Genomic DNA, 19,796 nt, shown 5'->3' with positions numbered 1-19,796 from the left:
TTGGTCAAAACGTAGATGAAACCGAGTAAGCCGCAGCCCTTGGTCCAGAGAGAAGATTCCTTGTATGGCGTATACGCTATATATAGGCTGTAAGAATCTTCACCATGAAGTGCCGCTGAACGCTAGTTACGGAGTGTGAATGAACTTCACCGGGTCGAACCCGTTATCAACGTCGAGGAGATCGCTTTATGTATAGTCTTGCATCGTGCTTGTTCGATGCGACTACAGTTGCATGCCCAGCATGTACGCCAAGCGATAACCAGGGTGGTACCGCGATATTTAATCGTCCCTGCATTTGTCAGGGGCGATTTTTATTTTTTTACGCAACTATATAGAACATAACGTCATAGGAGGAATCCTTCATGAAAGCAAGTGACATTCGTGCTAAATGGCTTCAATTTTTCGAGAGTAAAGGACATCATATCGAACCGAGCGCATCGCTCGTACCGCATAACGATCCATCCTTGTTGTGGATTAACGCGGGTATGGCACCGCTTAAACCGTATTTTGACGGACGTGTTATGCCTGACAATCCGCGTATTACGAACTCGCAAAAATGTATTCGTACAAACGACATTGAAAACGTAGGTAAAACTCGTCGTCACCATACGTTCTTCGAAATGCTCGGAAACTTCTCTATTGGAGATTATTTTAAAGAAGAAGCGATTGAATGGGCGTGGGAGTTCTTGACAGATAAAAAGTGGATTGGCTTTGATGCTAACCGTCTATATGTCACAGTATTCCCTGAAGATGAGGAAGCTTACAAGCTATGGAATGAGAAGATTGGCGTACCAGCTGATCATATCATTAAGACGGAAGACAACTTCTGGGATATTGGTGAAGGACCTTGCGGACCATGTACGGAAATCTTCTATGACCGTGGTGAGAAGTATGGAGATCCTAACGATCCAGAAAACTACCCAAGTGGTGAAAATGAGCGCTACCTAGAAGTATGGAACTTGGTATTTTCCCAGTTCAACCATAACAAAGACGGCAGCTATACACCGCTACCGAATAAGAACATCGATACAGGCGCAGGTTTGGAGCGTTTCGCTTCCATTTTGCAGGATGTGGATTCGAACTTCGATACGGATTTGTTCATGCCGATTATTGAAGAGACAAGCCGTATTGCAGGCGTAAAATATAAAGAAAATCCAGAATTGGATGTCGCGTTCAAAGTAATTGCGGACCACATTCGTACGGTTGTATTTACAGCTGGGGATGGCGTGTTGCCATCTAACGAAGGTCGCGGTTATGTTGTTCGCCGCTTGCTTCGCCGTGCTGTACGCTACGGAAAAATGCTTGGTATGGACCGTCCATTCATGGTTGAGCTTGTTAAGACAGTTGGCGATGTAATGGGTGCTCACTATCCAGAAGTAGTAGAGAAGCGTGAGTTCATTGAAAAGGTAATTAAGAACGAAGAGGAGCGTTTCCATGAGACGCTTGCTGACGGTCTTGCGATTCTTTCTGAAATGGCAGCAGCTGCGAAGAAAGAAGGACGCACGCAAATTAGCGGGCCTGATGCGTTCAAATTGTACGACACTTACGGATTCCCGTTTGATTTGACGGAAGAATATGCGGCAGAGCATGGTTTGACGGTTGATCGCGCAGGCTTCGATGCGTCCATGGAAGAGCAGCGCGAACGCGCACGTTCCACACGTCAAGTGACTGAGAGCATGAACGTACAAGGTGGGCCACTTGCTGACCTTACGACTAAAAGCGAATTCGTTGGTTATGATGAGTATGTAACATCTTCCACGGTGTTGGCGATCATCGCTGACAACGAGCTAGTTAAGGAAGCGTCTGCAGGTCAAACTTGTCAAGTCATCCTTGATCGTACTCCGTTCTATGCAGAGAGCGGTGGACAAGTAAGCGATACGGGTGTGTTGACAGACACTGGTCTTGTAGCTCGTGTTGAAAATATGAAAAAAGCACCGCATGGCCAACATGTTCATATCGTAACAGTAGAAGAAGGCGTGCTGCGTGAAGGAATGACAATCGAAGCGGCTGTAGCTCGTGTAGAGCGTGAAGACATCATTAAAAACCATACGGCTACACACTTGCTTCATCAAGCGTTGAAGGACGTACTTGGCGAGCATGTTAACCAAGCAGGTTCTTTGGTGCAAACCGAGCGTCTTCGTTTCGACTTCACGAACCTAGGCAGCATTAAGCCTGAAGAATTGGCAGATATCGAGCGTCGTGTGAACGAACAGATTTGGAAGGGCACTCCGCTTAAGATCGAATTGAAATCGATTGATGAAGCGAAAGCGATGGGCGCAATGGCGTTGTTCGGCGAGAAATATGGTGACGTCGTTCGCGTCGTACAAGTTGGTCAATACAGCATTGAGCTGTGCGGTGGCTGTCACGTAAACAATACATCTGAAATTGGTCTATTCAAAATCGTAAGCGAGAGCGGAATTGGATCTGGTGTACGAAGAATTGAAGCCGTTACAGGTCGTAATGCGTATCAATATATGGAGGCACAATTGGAAGTGTTGAAGCAAGCTGCGAGCCTGCTCAAGTCCAATGTTACGGATGTGCCTAAACGTGTTGAGGCGATGTTCGCACGTGAGAAAGAACTAGCACGTGAAAACGAATCGTTATTAGCGAAGCTTTCCAGTATGGAAGCGGGGCAATTGACAGATCAAGTACGTACGGTTGCAGGTGTGCAAGTGTTGACGGCGCAAGTGAACGCTGGAAGCATGGATGCGCTTCGTACGACAGCGGATGAGCTGAAGACGAAGTTGGAACAAGCGATTATCGTACTTGGTGCTGCAAGTGAAGGCAAAGTTAACTTTGTCGTATCGGTCGCTCCAGAGTTAGTTAAACAGGGCTTCCATGCGGGTAAAATGATTAAAGAGATTGCTGCTGCAGCTGGCGGCGGCGGCGGCGGTCGTCCAGATATGGCACAGGCCGGAGGCAAGAATGCCGAGAAGCTGAGCGAAGCGCTTGCGCTCGTTGAGCAGTTGGTAAGTCAGCAGGCAGGTGCTTAAGCACCTGTCTGAAATGATGAAAAAGGTATAATTTCTTGTTTTGCCGGGTATGTGTTATGATAAGAATAAAGCGAGGTGTCGACGATGAATTCTATGGATAAGACAATGAAGTTCAATGTGAAGCCAGAAGAGCAAGAGGCATCTAGTCAAGAGATTTTGTTGTCTGTGTATGATGCATTGGTGGAGAAAGAGTACAATCCAATCAATCAAATCGTCGGTTACCTGCTCTCGGGAGACCCCGCTTACATTCCGCGTCATAACAACGCTCGAAGCATGGTGGGTAAGAAAGAACGCGATGAACTTATTGAAGAGTTGGTTCGTTTCTACCTGAAACACCATCGCTAACTTATCGTGTGTTGGTTATAAGGCGCACGAACTTGCCATAAGCGGCGGTAGGAGAAGACGATGAAACTGATTGGATTGGATTATGGGGATCGCAAGATCGGTGTCGCAGTAAGCGATGCAATGGGTTGGACCGCACAAGGTCTAGAAGTTATTGTGCGTCGCAGCCCTGAGGATGACTTGCGTCGCTTGGAAGCTCTCGTGCGTGAGCACGGGGTTGAAGAAATTGTTCTCGGTCTTCCGAAGAACATGAACGGCACGATCGGCCCACGCGGCGAAATCAGCATCGCTTTCGCCGAGACATTGAAACAATCGTTGGGACTGCCCGTTCACCTGTGGGATGAGCGCTTGAGCACCGTTTCTGCTGAGCGGACATTGCTTGAGGCTGACGTTAGTCGCAAGAAACGAAGACAGGTCGTTGACAAAATAGCGGCCACTATAATTTTGCAGAATTATCTCGACTATCAATCTAGAAGGTGAGGGGTTTGAACATGACGAACGATAAACAACACGAAGAGCCAGAAATTATCTACATTCCTGATGATGAGGGCAATGAAGAAGAATTCGAAGTCATCATGAAGTTTGAAGTAGACGGGTCCGACAATAAGTACATGATGGTTGTCCCTGTTGAAGCGAGTGATGAAGAGGATTCTGAAGAAGTATACGCATTCCGCTATGAAGAAGACGGAGATGACTTGAAGCTGTTCGTTATCGAAGATGAAGAAGAGTGGAATATCGTCGAAGAGACATTCAATACGCTAGTGGATTCCGAGGAGATATAAGACGTGAGTGAACAGAAACTGCAATTTATCGATCGTATTTCATCGGCGTTTGGTACGTCGTTGGAAATGACAGATGAACAAGGTACAAGTCGCATCTTTGACTTGCTTGCGGAATTTCAAATAGAAGCTAAGGCTTATGCCGTTGTTCAAGACGAAGACGGCGAAATAGATGTACTTCGTATCACAGATAACGCTCAAGGTGAAGCGCAGCTTGAGACGATTGAAGATGATGAAGAGTGGGAGAATGTATTGGAGCTTTATGATGAAGTTGCATTTTCCGATGAGCTTGAAGAAGAGCAGTAAATGTTGATTGTGGAAAGTAATTGCACATTGTAATAATATTGAAAAGGGCGGGCATACCGCTCTTTTTTCCATGTGGGAGAGTGATATCATGAAGTCAGGATTAAAAATCGTCTCCATTCTTTTTCTAGCTGTATTGCTTCTTGCAGCTGGTGGAGGTTGGTATGTATGGAGCAGTCTACAACCAGTCGCAGCGAAAAACGAAGAAGTACGCGTGGTGATTGAGAGTGGTACGGGTACATCTACAATTGCACAGCAATTAGAAGAACAAGGCCTTATTAAAAATGCTAGCTTTTTTAAAACGTATTTGAAATGGAACGGAGAAGGCAGCAAATTTAAGGCAGGAGAATATTCCTTTAAACCAGGAATGACTTACGAAGAGATTATCGCGAAACTGAATGGAGGAGAAGTCGTTAAGCAGGAAGGCGTACGCTTTACGATTCCTGAAGGGTTCACGATTGAACAAATGGCGGACAAGCTGGCGAAAGAAGGAATTGTTAAGAAGGACGAATTTTTAACAGCAGCAGCAGAGACGGCGAAGCTGCTCCAAAAAGAAAATTCCACGCCATTCCTTATCCCGCAGGATACGAAGCTTAAACATCCGTTGGAAGGGTATTTATTCCCGGAGACCTATGAATTGAAAATGGGCAGTACAGCTCAAGATATCGTAAACCGTATGTTGTTGGAGACGGAGAATCGCTTCACACAAATTCCGAACTGGGAGCAGCAGCTAAAAGATCGTGGTTTAACGGTTCATGAACTGTTCACAGTAGCCTCATTAGTAGAGCGTGAAGTTGTTGTTGATGAGGAGCGAGCATTAGTGGCTGGTGTTATCTATAACCGGATTGACGATAAAATGCGTCTTCAAATTGATGCTACTGTCCAATATGCCTTGGATAAGCAAAAAGAACGTTTGCTCTATAAAGACTTAGAAATTGATAGTCCTTATAATACGTACAAAGTGGACAAGCTTCCACCAGGACCAATTGCAAGCCCAAGCCTTTCATCGCTCACTGCAGCATTGTCGCCGGAAGCTTCGGAATATTTGTTCTATGTGACGAAGAAAGATGGAACTTCGACTCATTTGTTTGCCAAAACGTATGAGGAACATCAGAGAAATATTGAAAAAAGTAAAAAGCAATAGTCTTTAGAAAGCTGTTAACAGCTGCAATCACTAGACGTTGAATATGTAAACGGCCTCACATTGTGAAAAAGCAATGCTATTATTCATGGAATATGGGGTCGTATTACGGTTATATAGAGAGACATGCTTATGTAATGAGAGGAAAGTGGTGTGAGGATGAGTAAGAAGCCGGAGCTGCTTGTAACAGCAGGCAGTATTACTGAAGTACAACGTCTGCTTCAAGCAGGTGCTACTGCTGTTCTCGTGGGAGAACCTAAGTACGGCCTGCGGTTACCAGGGGCGATGACCATTGAGCATATTGAGGAAGCGATGCCAATCGTGCGCGAGTATGATGCGAAGCTCTATGTGGCAGTTAACCAGCTGTTTCACAATGATACGATGAAGGAACTGCCTGACTACTTGGCACAACTGGAACGCGTCGGTGTAGATGCTATTGTCTATGGAGATCCTGCGATATTGATGATCGCGAAGGATGCTGCGCCGAATACACAGCTGTTCTGGAACGCTGAGATGACGTCGACGAACTATGCAACAGCTCGCTACTGGCAGAAGCGCGGTGCAAGCCGCATGGTATTGGCGCGTGAGTTGAATATGGAGCAGGTGCAAGAGATGAAGCGCGAGCTTCCAGATATGGAAGTCGAAGTACAAGTACATGGAATGACGAATATTTATCATTCCAAGCGTCATCTTCTTCAGCACTATATGCGTCATCTTGGCAAAGAGGCTCGCCTTGAAGAAGTCGGGATTGAACGCAAGTTATTTTTAATCGAACAGGAACGTCAGGATGAGAAATACCCTGTTTATGAGGATGAACATGGTACTTATGTAATGAGCTCAGATGACGTATGTATAATAGAGGATTTGAAGCTGCTGCTTGAAGCAGGGCTCGATTCATTCAAAATTGAAACGCTATTGAAGCCGCTGCATTACAATGAAACGGTCGTTCGTGTGTATCGCGAAGCGATTGATCGATATGCAGAGGATCCGCAAAGCTATCAATTCAATGAGCAATGGCTGGAGCGTATCCGAGAGGTGCAAGACCCTGAACGTGAACTGTCATTCGGATTTTTCTATAAAGAGCAAATGTATTAAGGAAGGGAGAGCTAAAGCGTATGACAACAACAATGAAGCATGAGCGGAAATACTTTGGCAAGCGTAACCGGCTGGATAAGCCGGAACTGCTAGCTCCCGCAGGCAACCTTGAGAAGCTTAAGTTTGCGATTCATTATGGAGCGGATGCGGTTTACATCGGAGGTCAAAAATATGGTTTGCGTTCAAACGCAGACAATTTTAGCTTTGAGGAAATGCGCGAAGGGGTAGAATTTGCTAATAAATATGGTGCGAAAGTATTCGTTGCGACGAATATTTACGCGCATAATGAGGATATTGATGGATTGGAGGACTACCTTCGAAATTTGGAGGAAGTCGGCATTAGCGCGATTATCGTAGCTGACCCAGTCATAATCGAGACAGCTCAACGTGTAGCGCCTGGGCTTGAAGTTCACGTGTCCACACAGCAATCTGTATCCAACTGGCAAACGGTGCAGTTTTGGAAAAATGAAGGGGCGCCTCGCGTGGTACTGGCTCGTGAGACGAGCATGCAAGAAATTGCAGAAATTAAGCAGCAAGTGGACGTGGAGATTGAAGCATTTATTCACGGTGCGATGTGCTCCTCTTATTCGGGACGCTGCGTCTTGTCCAATCACTTCACCGACCGTGATTCCAACCGAGGCGGATGCTGTCAATCCTGTCGTTGGAGATATGACCTGTTCGAGGATGACCGTGCTGATGCTGAGGATATGGAACAGAAGCCTGCATTGGAGCCATTCAAGGTAGGAATTACACAGCTGCCATTATTCCAAGAGGAGCAAAATCCATTCGCGATGAGTTCCAAAGATTTGTGCATGATCGATCATTTGCCTGATCTTGTAGACTCTGGCGTAGATAGCTTCAAGGTAGAAGGTCGAATGAAGTCGATTCATTATGTCGCAACGGTTATTAATGTGTATCGTCAAGCGATCGATGCTTATATGGCGGACCCTGAACAGTATGAGTTGAAGCCAGAATGGGTTGAAGAAATGAATAAGGCGGCGAACCGTCCAGTCAATACAGGCTTCTTCTATGAAGAGCCCGATCACGAAGATCATATTTATGAGCCTGAAGAGAAGGCTGTGCCATATGATTTTGCAGGACTTGTCATTGACTATGATCCAGAGACGAAGCTGGCAACTGTTCAGCAGCGCAATCACTTTAAGCCTGGTACAGAAGTAGAGTTCTTTGGTCCTAAAGGATTCTTCTTTAAGCAGACGATTGAGGCCATTTATGATGAGAAAGGCAATTCGTTGGATGCGGCTCGTCATCCGCTGCAATATGTCAAAGTGAAGGTAGATCAGCCGGTGAAGTACTTTGATATGATGCGCAAAAAGAATCGCTAACAACAAAATGCTGATAGCTCTGTGCAATAAACTTTTGAACCGAACTATTGAGTTATCAGTAACCATACATTTTTCACCCTGAATCACAGAAATAGGCCCTTGCTTACGAGCAAGGGTTTATTTATTTTAAGGTAAGAACCGACAATTTGCTGTTATTTCGGAATAAATGGACATCATTTTTTTAAAAGCTCGACGAATCATGAAGGATTTACCAAGCTGGACAACGAACTACATATGACATGTGACTTAATACCTAGATTTACCTATCTGCTTAGGAAGAGGAAGGGGTATAGCGATGCGCTTGAAAAGAAAAAAAGATACGAGTCCGTCGTTAATCGTGCAGAATAAGGGGGATATTCTGAAATTGAAAGCGCTTAGCTCAGTAGGGGTAAAGTTATTCATCATCTTCTTAGTAAGTGTAACGTTGCTAGTTGTAAGTATTGGTTTATTTTCATATGATCGCTCGAGAACGATTGTAGAAGAACAGTTGTCGCTGTCTCAGCAACAAACGCTGATTCAAGCTGGAGAAAAGCTCGATCTATTGTTCAACAGCAGCGTGAAAGTCTCGAATCAAGTACTCCTTGATAAGCAGCTGCTTATGAACTTGTCGAATGTGTACCGAGGGGATAAAAGCAATTCATTCGAATTGTTTGAACAAACGAAGCATATCGAATCTGAATTGAAAGGCTACGTTTTTGGAAATAACACGCTGTTTTCGATGTTCTTTATTCCGCTAGAGAACAATGGCACTCCTATCTTTACAGCTGGCACACCTTTTGATGCGTTATCTACGGCTAGGGAAAAGGATTGGTTCAAAGAAACGGTTAACAAGAAGGGCCAGCCGGTGTGGATTCCATCGAGTGCTAAAGGCGTTGCGGAGCAAAGTCCGAAGCCTATTTTTTCGCTGGCTCGTCTTGTCAATGATATAAAAACGAATGAGCCTCAGTTCGTTTTGGTAATGGAAATATACGTGCAATCGTTGGCTGATCATTTGAAATGGGATCAAAGTCAAGGTGGATTCATCCAAATTGTAGATGCAAAGGGTAAGCTTATTTTAGATAATGACCTAAGCAAGCTGGGTCAGGCCCCTACCATTCAGCTAAAGCCACAAGCTAAGGCGGCTTCTGGGAAGCAAATCGTGGACAGTCCCGAGTACGGTCAATTGTTAGGCTCTTATTTTGTTTCACGTGAGACAGGGTGGATATTGAACGGATTTACACCCGTGCAATCGATTGTGAAAGAGACCAATTCGATTCGTAATGTTACCTGGATCTCGGTTGGGCTCGGCATTATTGTAGCGGCTTTATTGGGATATTACGTGATGAGAATGGTTGGCAAGCCGCTCCAGCGATTGCGTGATCTTATGATGGAAGGTGCTGAGGGTAAACTCGGTCTTCATATGGAGCACCGCTCCAATGATGAGATCGGACAGTTAAGCACAAGCTTCAATACGATGATGGAGCGGATTAAGGATCTTGTGCAACGGACTGATGAGTCTGCTCAAGCTGTTCTGTTTACTGCCGGACAGTTAGGGGAAGCTTCTCGTAGTACTGCATCTTCTGCCAAGGAAATTGCGCTGGCTACTGAGGAAATCGCAAAAGGAGCGGCTAGTCTAGCTGTGGAAGCTGAACGCAGTAATGATTGCAGTGAACAAACGACGAACAAAATGCAGCAAGTCATTGAAATGAACGTAGACATGTTTCACGCAGCTACTGAAGTGCAGCAGCAAAGTCAGAGGGGTACTAGCTATATGAATGAACTAAGTACAAAAACGGCTGCAACTGAGCATATTGTTCGTTCCTTAGTGGCGAAGGTTGACGCACTGAAAGACAGTACGCAATCGGTTCGTCAAATTCTTGATTTGCTCAATCAGATGACGAAACAGACGAATATTTTATCGCTTAATGCAGCGATTGAGGCTGCGCGAGCTGGTGCGGCTGGAAAGGGCTTTATGGTCGTAGCGGACGAAATTCGGGGTCTAGCGGATCAATCCAAACAATCTATTGAAGTGGTTGGCCAGATTACGGCAAGTATTCAGCGTGAAGTGGATGAGACGGTAACCATGCTAGGAGAAGCTTACCCGATATTCCGTGAGCAGCTTGGGGCAGTGAAGGAAGCCGATATGATATTCCATGGGGTAGAATCGCAAATGGTTGCCCTATTTGAAAAGCTTGATTCAGCAACTTCAGCAGTTAATGAATTGGATCAATCTCAGCGGATTATGACGGAGGCGATGTCTAATGTCAGTGCGGTTGCAGAACAGTCTTCAGCTACGTCTGAAGAAGTAGCTTCGCTCAGTAATGAACAGATGCTTGTGTCCAATCGATTGGTGGAGCTTTCAAATGAGCTGGAGCAAGTATCTAATGATTTGCAAGATAGACTGAAGCAGTTCAGTATCGTTGAGCAGTAAATTGCTACATTTTGTACCAGTTGCATATATCACTATAAAGACTGTCCAAAGCCATGGAGAAATGGCGGCTGGGCGGTCTTTTTCTTTATTGGCGTGCTTTGCAGCAGCGATAATAGTAACAAGTATGGGATACTATCGTTTGAGATGTATTTTTCTAAGAAATAATAATAACTAATGAATTGGATAGAATGGAACGGATGGTTGTATGAGCAGACGTACAGAAATTGAGTCTTATAAAGAAAGATGGGGCCGTATTCAAATAGCGGGACTCCTACTTAGCTGTATTTTGCTACTGTATGGGGTTCGATTAGCTTATCTTCAGCTATTTGGAGGAAAAATGGATAATCGTGAACGATCGGTCGTAAGTCGCTCCATCGTTCAACGAGAAAAAGGGATAGTACTCGATGATGGTCGTGGTCGAATTGTAGACAGCAAGGGACGGGTGCTGACGGGGAAACAGGCAGATGTGCTAGTGCTTTTTCCTGTTAATCGACAATCACTTGATCGTCAAGCAATCCGAACGATATCTGCATGGCTGAATATGAAGGAACAGAAGCTTGTTGAACAATGGACACAGGCAAAAGAACCGTTTGTGGCAAGTGTCAGGAACTCGCACGAGGTAGGTAGTGGATTAAAGAAGATAGAAACACCATTATTGTTGAATACATCACAAATAAAAGATGTGAAGCTGCAAAAATGGAATGGTGTTCGAATTCTCCCTTATGCACAGCCTTATCCGTATCGAACAGAGACTCCGCATTGGATCGGCTATACGAGCCTGCTGGCATCGGATGAGCAAGTAACATCAGTGGATAATGATTCAGTCATGAGAACAGGGGCAGCTGGGTTGGAACAATCATTCCAACCGTTATTGAAAAGCATTGGCACGCATACCTATTTGCACTATACAGATGCTTTGCAAACCCCTTTGAAAGGGCTTGATGTTCGGGTTAGTCGTCCGCATAATCCGTATTATCCGCTAATGCTGCATACGACGGCTGATATGAAACTTCATATGGCGATCGATGGGATTATGCGTCAAAAAGGAATTCATCGTGGCGCGGTTGTTGTATTGGATGTGCAGACACGCGATATTGTAGCGATGGTCTCTTTGCCTCGGTACGATCCACAGCATATTGAACCGGAGCACACGGACTGGAACAATCAGGCGGTAACTGCGCTTCCTCCAGGTTCCGTATTCAAGCTTGTTACCGCCGCCGCTGCTATTGAAACGGGAAAGGTATCCCCGAAAGAGAAGTTTCTATGTACAGGACAATACGGGCGATATGGTTTATCTTGTTGGCATAAAGAAGGGCATGGCGAATTGACACTGGAGCAAGCTTTTGAACAGTCGTGCAATGTCGTATTTGCTCAATTAGGGGAACGACTCAGCGCAGTGCAGATTCAGCAATATGCTGACAAGCTTGGCTTTACAGGCAAGGCTGGCTTAATATCCTCCGATGGGTTAGGCCATAAAGCGCTTGCACATGCTCCGCAGGAGCAGGAGGGGCGGGTCTTCAGTATTGCTCACGATGACAATGGAAGTGGGGCTATAGATGGAGGGGTGCGAGCGCAGAGTGCTATTGGTCAGCGCGATGTGAGAGTTACTCCGCTTGCAGCAGCGAATGCAATTGTAACCTTGCTTCATCATGGTCGTACAGGTCATCCTCGTCTTGTTACGAAGGCAACGGATGCCAGAGGACATACGATGATGGAATTTAAGACGGAAGTTAGCGGTGAACAGCAATTGCTGCCTAGAACGACGAGGTTATTGCAGCAATGGATGAGGGGCACTATTGAAGAAGGGACCGGCCAGCAGTTGCGCCATCGATTGTGGAAACTAGCGGGGAAGAGTGGCACCGCTCAAAGCGAAGCTTACGGTACGAATAAGCTGCATAGCTGGTTCGTTGGGTATGGTCCGACACAGAAGCCTCGTTATGCGGTTGCGGTTGTGTCCGAAAATGAAATCAGTAAAGCCTCACAACCTCATATTGCAACTTCGGTATTTGGTGAAGTGATGGATTTGCTTGCTGCTTATGAGAAAGCAGAACAACAGTGAAGGCGTCTCCTATAGGGGGTGTCTTTTTTTTGAGATGACATGGAGCGGGGATATTGTAACTAAGCTAAGGGTTGGTGAACAATTGTGACAGAGGATAGGTAGCTGAATTTTACATACCTATGAGTTACTAGGCAGACACGTTGTTAGTATTGCAATTTGCGTGGAATATATTGATGTGTCTACACTTATTTCCAATCGTGAATTGTCAGGGACGAGCTGATTCTGTCATGCATAACAGTGTATTGAACTTTAGGGAGAGAAACGTTGACAAAAGTTATGGCAGCTGCCAAGTCATTATAGTATTGTAAAACACGAAAGAAACCCTATATTTTATAAAAATACAGGGTTTCTCGACAATTTGAACCGCATTAGATGTGCGGTTTACTTTGTATTTTCTTGATTAGATGTGCTTGGTTCGGCATCAGGCTCAGTGCTCGGTACGAGAGGATTTGAGTCGAACTCATCAACAGGCATACGAATCCATCGTTGGAAATACCCTTGATCGTATAAAGCTTTGAGCAAGATGAGTAAAATTGGCGCCAAAATAAGTCCAGCAACACCAAACAAGGATAACGATACAATCATAAACGACAGCATCGTGAAAGCAGACACACCAAGTGTATTACCTGTAATCTTCGGTTCAAGGAACTGGCGAGTAGCCATGGTGACTGCAAGAACTACAGTTAGCCATATTGCCATTGTCGTATTGCCGACAATGAACATATAAATAATCCATGGTACAAAAATAACAGGTACGCCCAGCAATGGCAAAATATCAAATAATGCAGATAACAAGGCGATTGTAAAAGCATGTCCAACGTCCAATATTGTTAATGAAATAAAGACGAGAGTAAATGTAATCGATATTAGTTTGAGCTGTGCTTTGAGATAAGCACCGATACCTCGAAATACATTCTCTTTTAGGAATACGAATGCATTTTTAAATGTTTTAGGCGTTTTTTCTTGCGTAATTTTTCTCCAAGATTCGATTTCTGTGCTCAGGAAGTAAGCAAGCACGACGGCGATTCCAAAATTCATCACAAAGGTAGAGAAGGAAGCGACGTGGGTAACAAGCCAGTTGAGAAAGCTCGTCATCCATTGTGCTGCTTTGGAAGCGAAGTCTTGGAAATACGTATTCATTTTAGCTGCTACGTCTCCGGGCAGATCTTGATATTTGTCTTGTAAAAATGATGAAATCTGGCCAATTTGTTTGACTATTGCTTCTTGATGAGTAGGGATTGAACTGACGATATCCCCAACTTGCTGCGTGAATATGATTCCTGCTGCAATGAGCGAACCAAGAATGACAAGTACAAACAGCATGACAGATAGTGCGGAGGCGATAGACTTCGGTATTCCTCTGCGTGATAATTTACGAGCAAGCGGCTCAATAATCCAGAAAATAATAAGCGCTAAAAATATTGGTGCCGCAATCGCGTATAATCGACTGAATGCAAACATAATTAAATAGACAGTTAGAACAACTAGTGCAATATCAAAAACGGTCTTCCAATATTTACGGTAAAATGCCAACATGGCTGGATTGGTCTCCTCCTTAATATTTACTTAACATATTGCTTGCAGTCCCATCTAAGAACAGGTCTTGCTACTATTGATTGTATGTACTCATTCTACACGAAAATGAAATCATCTGCCTATTTTTTTACTGATATGATACAATGAATGGAAGCCATAATGACATGTAGAAACGGGGAAACACGAATGATAGAATTCATATTATTGTGGTCTTTTTATATCTTAACGTTTTACGCATTTATTCCAGGTGTTATCAGTCGTCTTTTTGGATTTAGAGTATTCAAGAAAGGGAAATCAGATAGGGACCTTGCTCTAACGTTCGATGATGGGCCGCACCCTGTATATACTGCTCAACTTCTTGATTTATTAAAAACATATAATGCTAAAGCTACTTTTTTCGTTCTAGGCATTCAAGCTGAGAAATGCCCAGAGTTGTTGAAGCGCATGCATGATGAAGGCCACCTCATAGGCATTCATAATTATGTTCATAAGACTAACTGGTTTATGCGTCCGAAAACAGTAAGGCAGCATATAGAAAAGACATCTAATATTATCGAGTCGATAACAGGCAAACGCCCCATTTATTATCGACCTCCTTGGGGAATTGTAAATTTATTCGATTTCAACAGATTAGGTCATATCCAAATTATACTATGGTCTGCCATGTTCAACGATTGGCGCAAGAAAGTCGGAGCGGATCGTTTATACAAGCGCATGGCCAAATGCTGTCGTGGCGGAGAAGTACTGCTGCTGCATGACTGCGGGTTAACATTTGGAGCAGATGCGGGTGCGCCAGCCAATATGCTAATTGCGTTGGAACGATTCCTTCAGGATGCGAAGCAGAAAGATTTGCGCTGTGTGCGTGTAGATGAATTAATTCGTGCTACAGATGCTGATAAAGTTCGCAATCCATCCTGGTTAAAGCGTATCATTGTGAGCGCATGGCTTGGTTATGAGCGAGTATTTCATATGTTGTTCGGTATGAAAACGACGAATCCGGAGCAGCCGATCTTCCACTTTAGAATGCGTCCCTATCATGGAGAGCCAGTAACGATGGATGATGGAACCGTTCTGAGGCAGGACGATAAAGTGTTGGAGATTCATTTCGACAATCGCAGACTGTATGAGATCGGAACACGCTCTCGCAACATGATGCAAATTGCCATACACATGATCCGAGATGTAGAGCGCACACTGCCAGAGCTGGCAGATTACGTTCAATCCCACCCAGAGGTGAATGCAGAGTTCAAAGCGCTCTACGGCGTGAGTATGATTAATAGAGGCCCGGAGCAATTTGGGTTTACGGTTAAGGATTTACCTAAAAGTATATTCGCATGGGCAAGTAAGCATTATTTGAGACTTATTATGCGTATTATTCATCCTTCTGGCAGTAACCGAGTCCGCAATCATACGGAGCAGCTTGTTCCAAAGCTTATCATTATGTCACGTCATACACTTCTTTCAAAGTATGGAAAATCATTTGTATATGAAGCGAATAAGCAGGAGCAAACGCTGCTTAGTTCAGAGCACGCGGTTAAGAAAGCACCTAGTGCTACTTAGTTAAATAGGATATTATTTCTATTATCAAACCTTGGGTTTCTAGCATTTAGAACCCAAGGTTTTTTTATGTAAATGTAATATGCAAAAAGTATGCAAATTTTATGTAAATAGAAAAATGCACTTTCAAAGAGGACAAGAGAATAATAGTGTCTCCTCATAGAGGACGAATGTCCATTTTATTTACTTTCATTAATAACATTACATATTTTTAACATTGGGGGACTGTATGATCGATAAAAAAATGTTATCAAAAAGTGGTGCTAGAATTGAAAAATAAAGCTCACATGGGGATTTACAAAAGCCTAATTATCAAGTAGTATTATGAAAAATATTCGTTTCCTGCTTATGGAACTAGGGTTACGATACGATTTGACCGATGTTCGAAACCTTAGTGGGAGAGGCAGAAAACGGCAGATTCTATAATTCTAGCAGGTTATAGATATGCAATTCGATGATTATTTATTATTTAGATTGATTAGGGGGATAAGGTCATGAAAAAGAAACTATTAATTTTGCTTAGTGCAGTAATGGCATTTTCTTTAATCTTGTCTGCTTGCGGCGGCGGAGATGCTGCCAAACCAGCTGACCCAGGAACAAAAGTAGAGACACCAGCTGAAGGTGAAAATGCAGGAGAAACACCTGCAGAGGGTGAGCTAGTAACAGAAGGTACAATCAAAGCTACTGATCCTAGCAAATCCCCAGCAAATGCAACAGCTCGTAAGGATACTGTCATTGTTGGTATGCCTGCACCTTCTGGTGTATTCCACCCGCAATATTCTGAAATTGCATATGATGTATATGTTACTGAAACAATATTTGCTAGCATTTTGCAAGTTCAAAAAGACGGTACGTATGCTCCAAGTCTAGGAAATTACAAAGTATCTGAAGATAAAAAGACACTTACATTTACTTTGGAAGACGCAAAATTCAGTGATGGTAAACCTGTAACAGCAGAAGACGTAGCATTTACATTTACATTGTTCTATGACAAATCTTATGATGGACCAACTGATGCTTATGCTTATGCACCAATTGTAGGGGCAAAAGATTACAAAGAAGGCAAAGCTCAATCAATTTCAGGTATTAAAGTAGTTGATCCTAAGACGCTTGAAGTTACATTGGAAACACCATCTGTACTAGCGTTGGACGTATTTGGTGTTGCAGGTATTTTGCCTAAACACGTTTATGGAGCTGCTTATAAACCAGGCGACTTGAGTAAGATGAAAGATACATTCACGAAGCCAGTCGGTGCTGGTCCATATAAATTAGAGAAGTTTGTAGCAGGACAAGAGGTTGTATTTAAAGCGAATGAACACTACTTCAAGGGTGCACCTAAAGTTCCTAACTTGATCTACAAAGTAACAACAGAAGAAACGAATATGCAGCTTGTTCAAACGGGCGACACTGATGGTGAAACTAATATCTCTGCATCTTTGGATAACGTAGAAGCAATTAAATCACTGGAATTCGCTGACCTTACGTTGAACCCAACGAATGGTTATGGCTATATCGGTTTGAACCATAAAGACGAGCGCTTCAAAGACAAGAAAGTACGTCAAGCATTGGTGTACGGCTTGCAGCGTCAAGAAATCGTTGATGGTGTTTACCAAGGTCTAGCAGACGTTGTTAACGTTCCTCAGTCCAAAGTATCTTGGGCTTACACAGATGAAGTGAACAAGTACGATTACGATCTTGAGAAAGCGAAAGCGTTGCTTGACGAAGCAGGTTGGAAAGAAGGCGCTGACGGAATTCGTGAGAAGGACGGCAAGAAGTTCAAGATTACATTTACAGCTTCCACACCGAACGCAGTAAATGAAGTATTGATCCCAATCGCTAAAGAAAATTATGCGAAGCTAGGAATCGAGTTCGTTCCAGATCAAATGGATTTCAACGCATTGCAGGATAAAGTGAAAAAAGGCGACTTCGAGATGGTATTCTTGGCAGTTGGTCTAACACCTAACCCGCAGACGGCACAAGGTACGTTACGTACTGGTGGTAACCAAAATGATTACTTCTTCTCAAATGCACGTGTAGATGAATTGTTCAAACTTGCAAACGAAGAATTCGATCTTGATAAGCGTAAAGCTTACTACAAAGAAATTTATCAAATTGCGAACGAAGAAGTTGCACACATCTACTTGTACCAACGTCGTGATACATTGACTGCAAACGCTCGCGTAAAAGGTTTCGATGTATCACCATACAAACGCTTCACGTTTGATACGCCAGTTATTGAAATTCAATAATAGTAGCACAGTGCAGTATGCCCGATGCTCAGCCGATTTTTTGGCTGAGCATTTAGGTTTATTAGAGCTAGGAGGAAAATTTTATGACAACTCAAGTCATTCGTCGCCTCTTGCAGACGATCCCGACACTAATCGGGGTGTCAATCGTATTGGTTCTAATCTTCCACCTGATTCCAGGTAACTTCGTAGATTCGAATCCAACTATTTCGAAAGAGCGCGCGGCAGAATTAAAAGAAATGTACGGGTTGACTGACCCTGTTCATATTAAATATTTAAAGTGGGCGAAAGGTGTCGCAACTGGTGATTTAGGATATTCCATTCAACATAAACAGCCTGTTACCACGATTATTGATCGTTATGTATGGAACTCTGTATTGATTGCTGGAGTTGTATTGATCTTCAGTTGGACGATAGCGATATTTGTAGGTGTATTTTCAGCAGTACGCCAACACTCTTTCTATGATGGACTAATTACATTTTTAGTATTTGCAGTTATGTCATTGCCATCATTCTTTATCGGGTTACTCGCGATTAAGTTCTTCGCTGTTGATAATCGAATATTCCCAGTTGGCGGTATGATTACGACAGGGGCCAACTATGAAGGATGGGCTCACATATGGGATGTCATTGAGCATATGTTCTTGCCTGTAATCGTCCTCACAGCGTTGAACGTTGGTGGATTAACTCGTTATTTCCGTACGAGTATGCTTGATGTAATCAAGCAGGACTTTATACGTACAGCACGTGCAAAAGGTTTAAAAGAACGTACTGTTATATTCAAGCACGCCTTGCGTAATGCATTAATTCCGGCGATTACATTGCTAGGGTTTGAGATTCCGGGACTATTTGCAGGGGCGATGATAACAGAAAAGATCTTTAACTGGCCAGGTATCGGAAGTATTTTCTTGAATGCAATCAATGCTCGTGACTACTTCCTCATGCTGGGTTATACGTTCTTTATCGCTTTCTTGACTATTATTGGAAACGTTATCGCGGACTTATTGTATCGTGTTGCAGATCCACGTGTTCGTATGAAATAGAAAGGGGTATTGCTAGTGTCTGAAGCAGTTGTTCGTTCCAATGCGGTGGAAGTAAAGCCGCCTACTAAGAAGCCAGCTTCTCCATGGAGATTGGCTCTACGTGAAATGAGAAAAAATAAACTTGCGATGGCAGGTTTTGTAGTACTCATATTAATGTTTCTTTTCTGTTTCGTCGGTCCATTGCTATCACCTTATTCGATAAATGACGCGATGAATGTTCGCAACGGAAATAAGCCACCTAGTGCTCAGCATTGGCTAGGAACCGATAAAGTAGGACGAGATGTCTTATTGCGAGTTATGTTAGCAGGTAGAACATCGTTATTAGTTGGTATCGTTGCGATGATGGTATCGGTCGCGATCGGCAGTACACTCGGTGCAATTGCAGGTTATTATCGCGGATGGGTCGATACGATCATTATGAGATTGGCAGATATTATTATGTCGATCCCGAGTTTACCAATCCTTATTATTCTTGGCGCGGCATTGTCAGAGTTGAAGATGGACCCGGCAAATCGGATTTATCTCGTTATGTTTATTATCGGATTTTTAAGTTGGCCAGGCTTAGCACGTCTCGTACGTGGTCAAATCCTGATGCTTCGTGAACAAGAATTTATGCAAGCAGCGGAAGTGCTAGGTCTACGTGACCGTCGTAAAATATTCCGTCACTTGCTCCCGAATACCGTTCCTATCATTATCGTTGTTGCCACACTATCGGTAGCAAACGGGATTTTGACAGAGTCAGTACTAAGTTTCTTGGGCTTGGGTGTTGTGCCACCAACACCATCATGGGGGAATATGATTTCTGCAGCGAACTCGATGATAGAGTTCCAGAAGCGTCCTTGGCTGTGGATTCCACCAGGCGTATGTATTTTTATCACTGTTGTCGCTATTAACGTAATGGGCGATGGCTTACGTGATGCACTTGATCCGAAATCGAAGAGGTAGGGGA

15 protein-coding genes are annotated in these 19,796 nt (G+C 43.7%); 14 read left to right on the top strand and 1 reads right to left on the bottom strand.

Annotated features, from left to right (window positions below; translation table 11 throughout):
• The first annotated feature begins 362 nt into the window (after positions 1-362).
• From alaS to H580_RS0118045, 10 genes are all read left to right on the top strand, one after another.
• Entirely contained in the window at positions 363-2,993 is a 2,631-nt protein-coding gene (gene alaS, locus H580_RS0118090; protein ID WP_028596041.1) for an alanine--tRNA ligase, read from the top strand.
• An 84-nt stretch (positions 2,994-3,077) separates the two neighbouring features.
• Positions 3,078-3,338 (top strand): IreB family regulatory phosphoprotein, encoded by a 261-nt coding sequence (locus H580_RS0118085; RefSeq protein ID WP_028596040.1) that lies wholly within the window; start codon positions 3,078-3,080, stop codon positions 3,336-3,338.
• A 60-nt stretch (positions 3,339-3,398) separates the two neighbouring features.
• Positions 3,399-3,815 (top strand): Holliday junction resolvase RuvX, encoded by a 417-nt coding sequence (ruvX, locus tag H580_RS0118080; RefSeq protein WP_028596039.1) that lies wholly within the window; start codon positions 3,399-3,401, stop codon positions 3,813-3,815.
• Between the two features lie 11 nt (positions 3,816-3,826).
• Entirely contained in the window at positions 3,827-4,117 is a 291-nt protein-coding gene (locus tag H580_RS0118075; protein WP_028596038.1) for a DUF1292 domain-containing protein, read from the top strand.
• Between the two features lie 3 nt (positions 4,118-4,120).
• Entirely contained in the window at positions 4,121-4,420 is a 300-nt protein-coding gene (locus H580_RS0118070; protein ID WP_028596037.1) for a DUF1292 domain-containing protein, read from the top strand.
• A gap of 88 nt (positions 4,421-4,508) precedes the next feature.
• On the top strand, positions 4,509-5,561 hold the full coding sequence (gene mltG, locus H580_RS0118065) for an endolytic transglycosylase MltG (RefSeq protein ID WP_028596036.1): 1,053 nt from the start codon (positions 4,509-4,511) through the stop codon (positions 5,559-5,561).
• 156 nt (positions 5,562-5,717) lie between these two features.
• Positions 5,718-6,653: a peptidase U32 family protein gene (locus H580_RS0118060; RefSeq protein WP_028596035.1), complete on the top strand. Its 936-nt coding sequence runs from the start codon at positions 5,718-5,720 to the stop codon at positions 6,651-6,653.
• Between the two features lie 20 nt (positions 6,654-6,673).
• Entirely contained in the window at positions 6,674-7,996 is a 1,323-nt protein-coding gene (locus H580_RS0118055; RefSeq protein ID WP_028596034.1) for a peptidase U32 family protein, read from the top strand.
• 295 nt (positions 7,997-8,291) lie between these two features.
• Entirely contained in the window at positions 8,292-10,406 is a 2,115-nt protein-coding gene (locus H580_RS0118050; RefSeq protein ID WP_028596033.1) for a methyl-accepting chemotaxis protein, read from the top strand.
• A 205-nt stretch (positions 10,407-10,611) separates the two neighbouring features.
• Positions 10,612-12,465 (top strand): peptidoglycan D,D-transpeptidase FtsI family protein, encoded by a 1,854-nt coding sequence (locus H580_RS0118045; RefSeq protein WP_051217531.1) that lies wholly within the window; start codon positions 10,612-10,614, stop codon positions 12,463-12,465.
• Positions 12,466-12,846: 381 nt separating this feature from the next.
• On the opposite strand, the gene H580_RS0118040 is transcribed toward H580_RS0118045, so the two are convergent.
• Complete coding sequence (locus H580_RS0118040) at positions 12,847-14,001, bottom strand: AI-2E family transporter (RefSeq protein WP_028596031.1); 1,155 nt, start codon at positions 13,999-14,001, stop codon at positions 12,847-12,849.
• Between the two features lie 186 nt (positions 14,002-14,187).
• On the opposite strand from H580_RS0118040, the gene H580_RS0118035 reads away from it, so the two are divergent.
• The 4 genes from H580_RS0118035 to opp4C all read left to right on the top strand — a co-directional run bounded on the left by H580_RS0118035 (position 14,188) and on the right by opp4C (position 19,792).
• Positions 14,188-15,561 (top strand): polysaccharide deacetylase family protein, encoded by a 1,374-nt coding sequence (locus tag H580_RS0118035; RefSeq protein WP_342663198.1) that lies wholly within the window; start codon positions 14,188-14,190, stop codon positions 15,559-15,561.
• Positions 15,562-16,052: 491 nt separating this feature from the next.
• Positions 16,053-17,807 carry an ABC transporter substrate-binding protein gene (locus tag H580_RS0118030; RefSeq protein ID WP_028596029.1) on the top strand — a complete coding sequence of 585 codons (1,755 nt, stop codon included), beginning with the start codon at positions 16,053-16,055 and terminating at the stop codon, positions 17,805-17,807.
• Positions 17,808-17,890: 83 nt separating this feature from the next.
• Positions 17,891-18,847: an ABC transporter permease gene (locus tag H580_RS0118025; protein WP_028596028.1), complete on the top strand. Its 957-nt coding sequence runs from the start codon at positions 17,891-17,893 to the stop codon at positions 18,845-18,847.
• A 15-nt stretch (positions 18,848-18,862) separates the two neighbouring features.
• The gene (opp4C, locus tag H580_RS0118020; protein ID WP_028596027.1) at positions 18,863-19,792 is read left to right on the top strand and encodes an oligopeptide ABC transporter permease; all 930 of its coding nucleotides are present in this window, start codon (positions 18,863-18,865) and stop codon (positions 19,790-19,792) included.
• Positions 19,793-19,796 lie beyond the last annotated feature (4 nt).

Source organism: Paenibacillus assamensis DSM 18201 (genome assembly GCF_000422445.1).
Lineage (GTDB): Bacteria > Bacillota > Bacilli > Paenibacillales > Paenibacillaceae > Paenibacillus_B > Paenibacillus_B assamensis.
The sequence above is the reverse complement of the archived record's forward strand: the minus strand, read 5'-3'. Positions and strand labels throughout refer to the sequence as shown.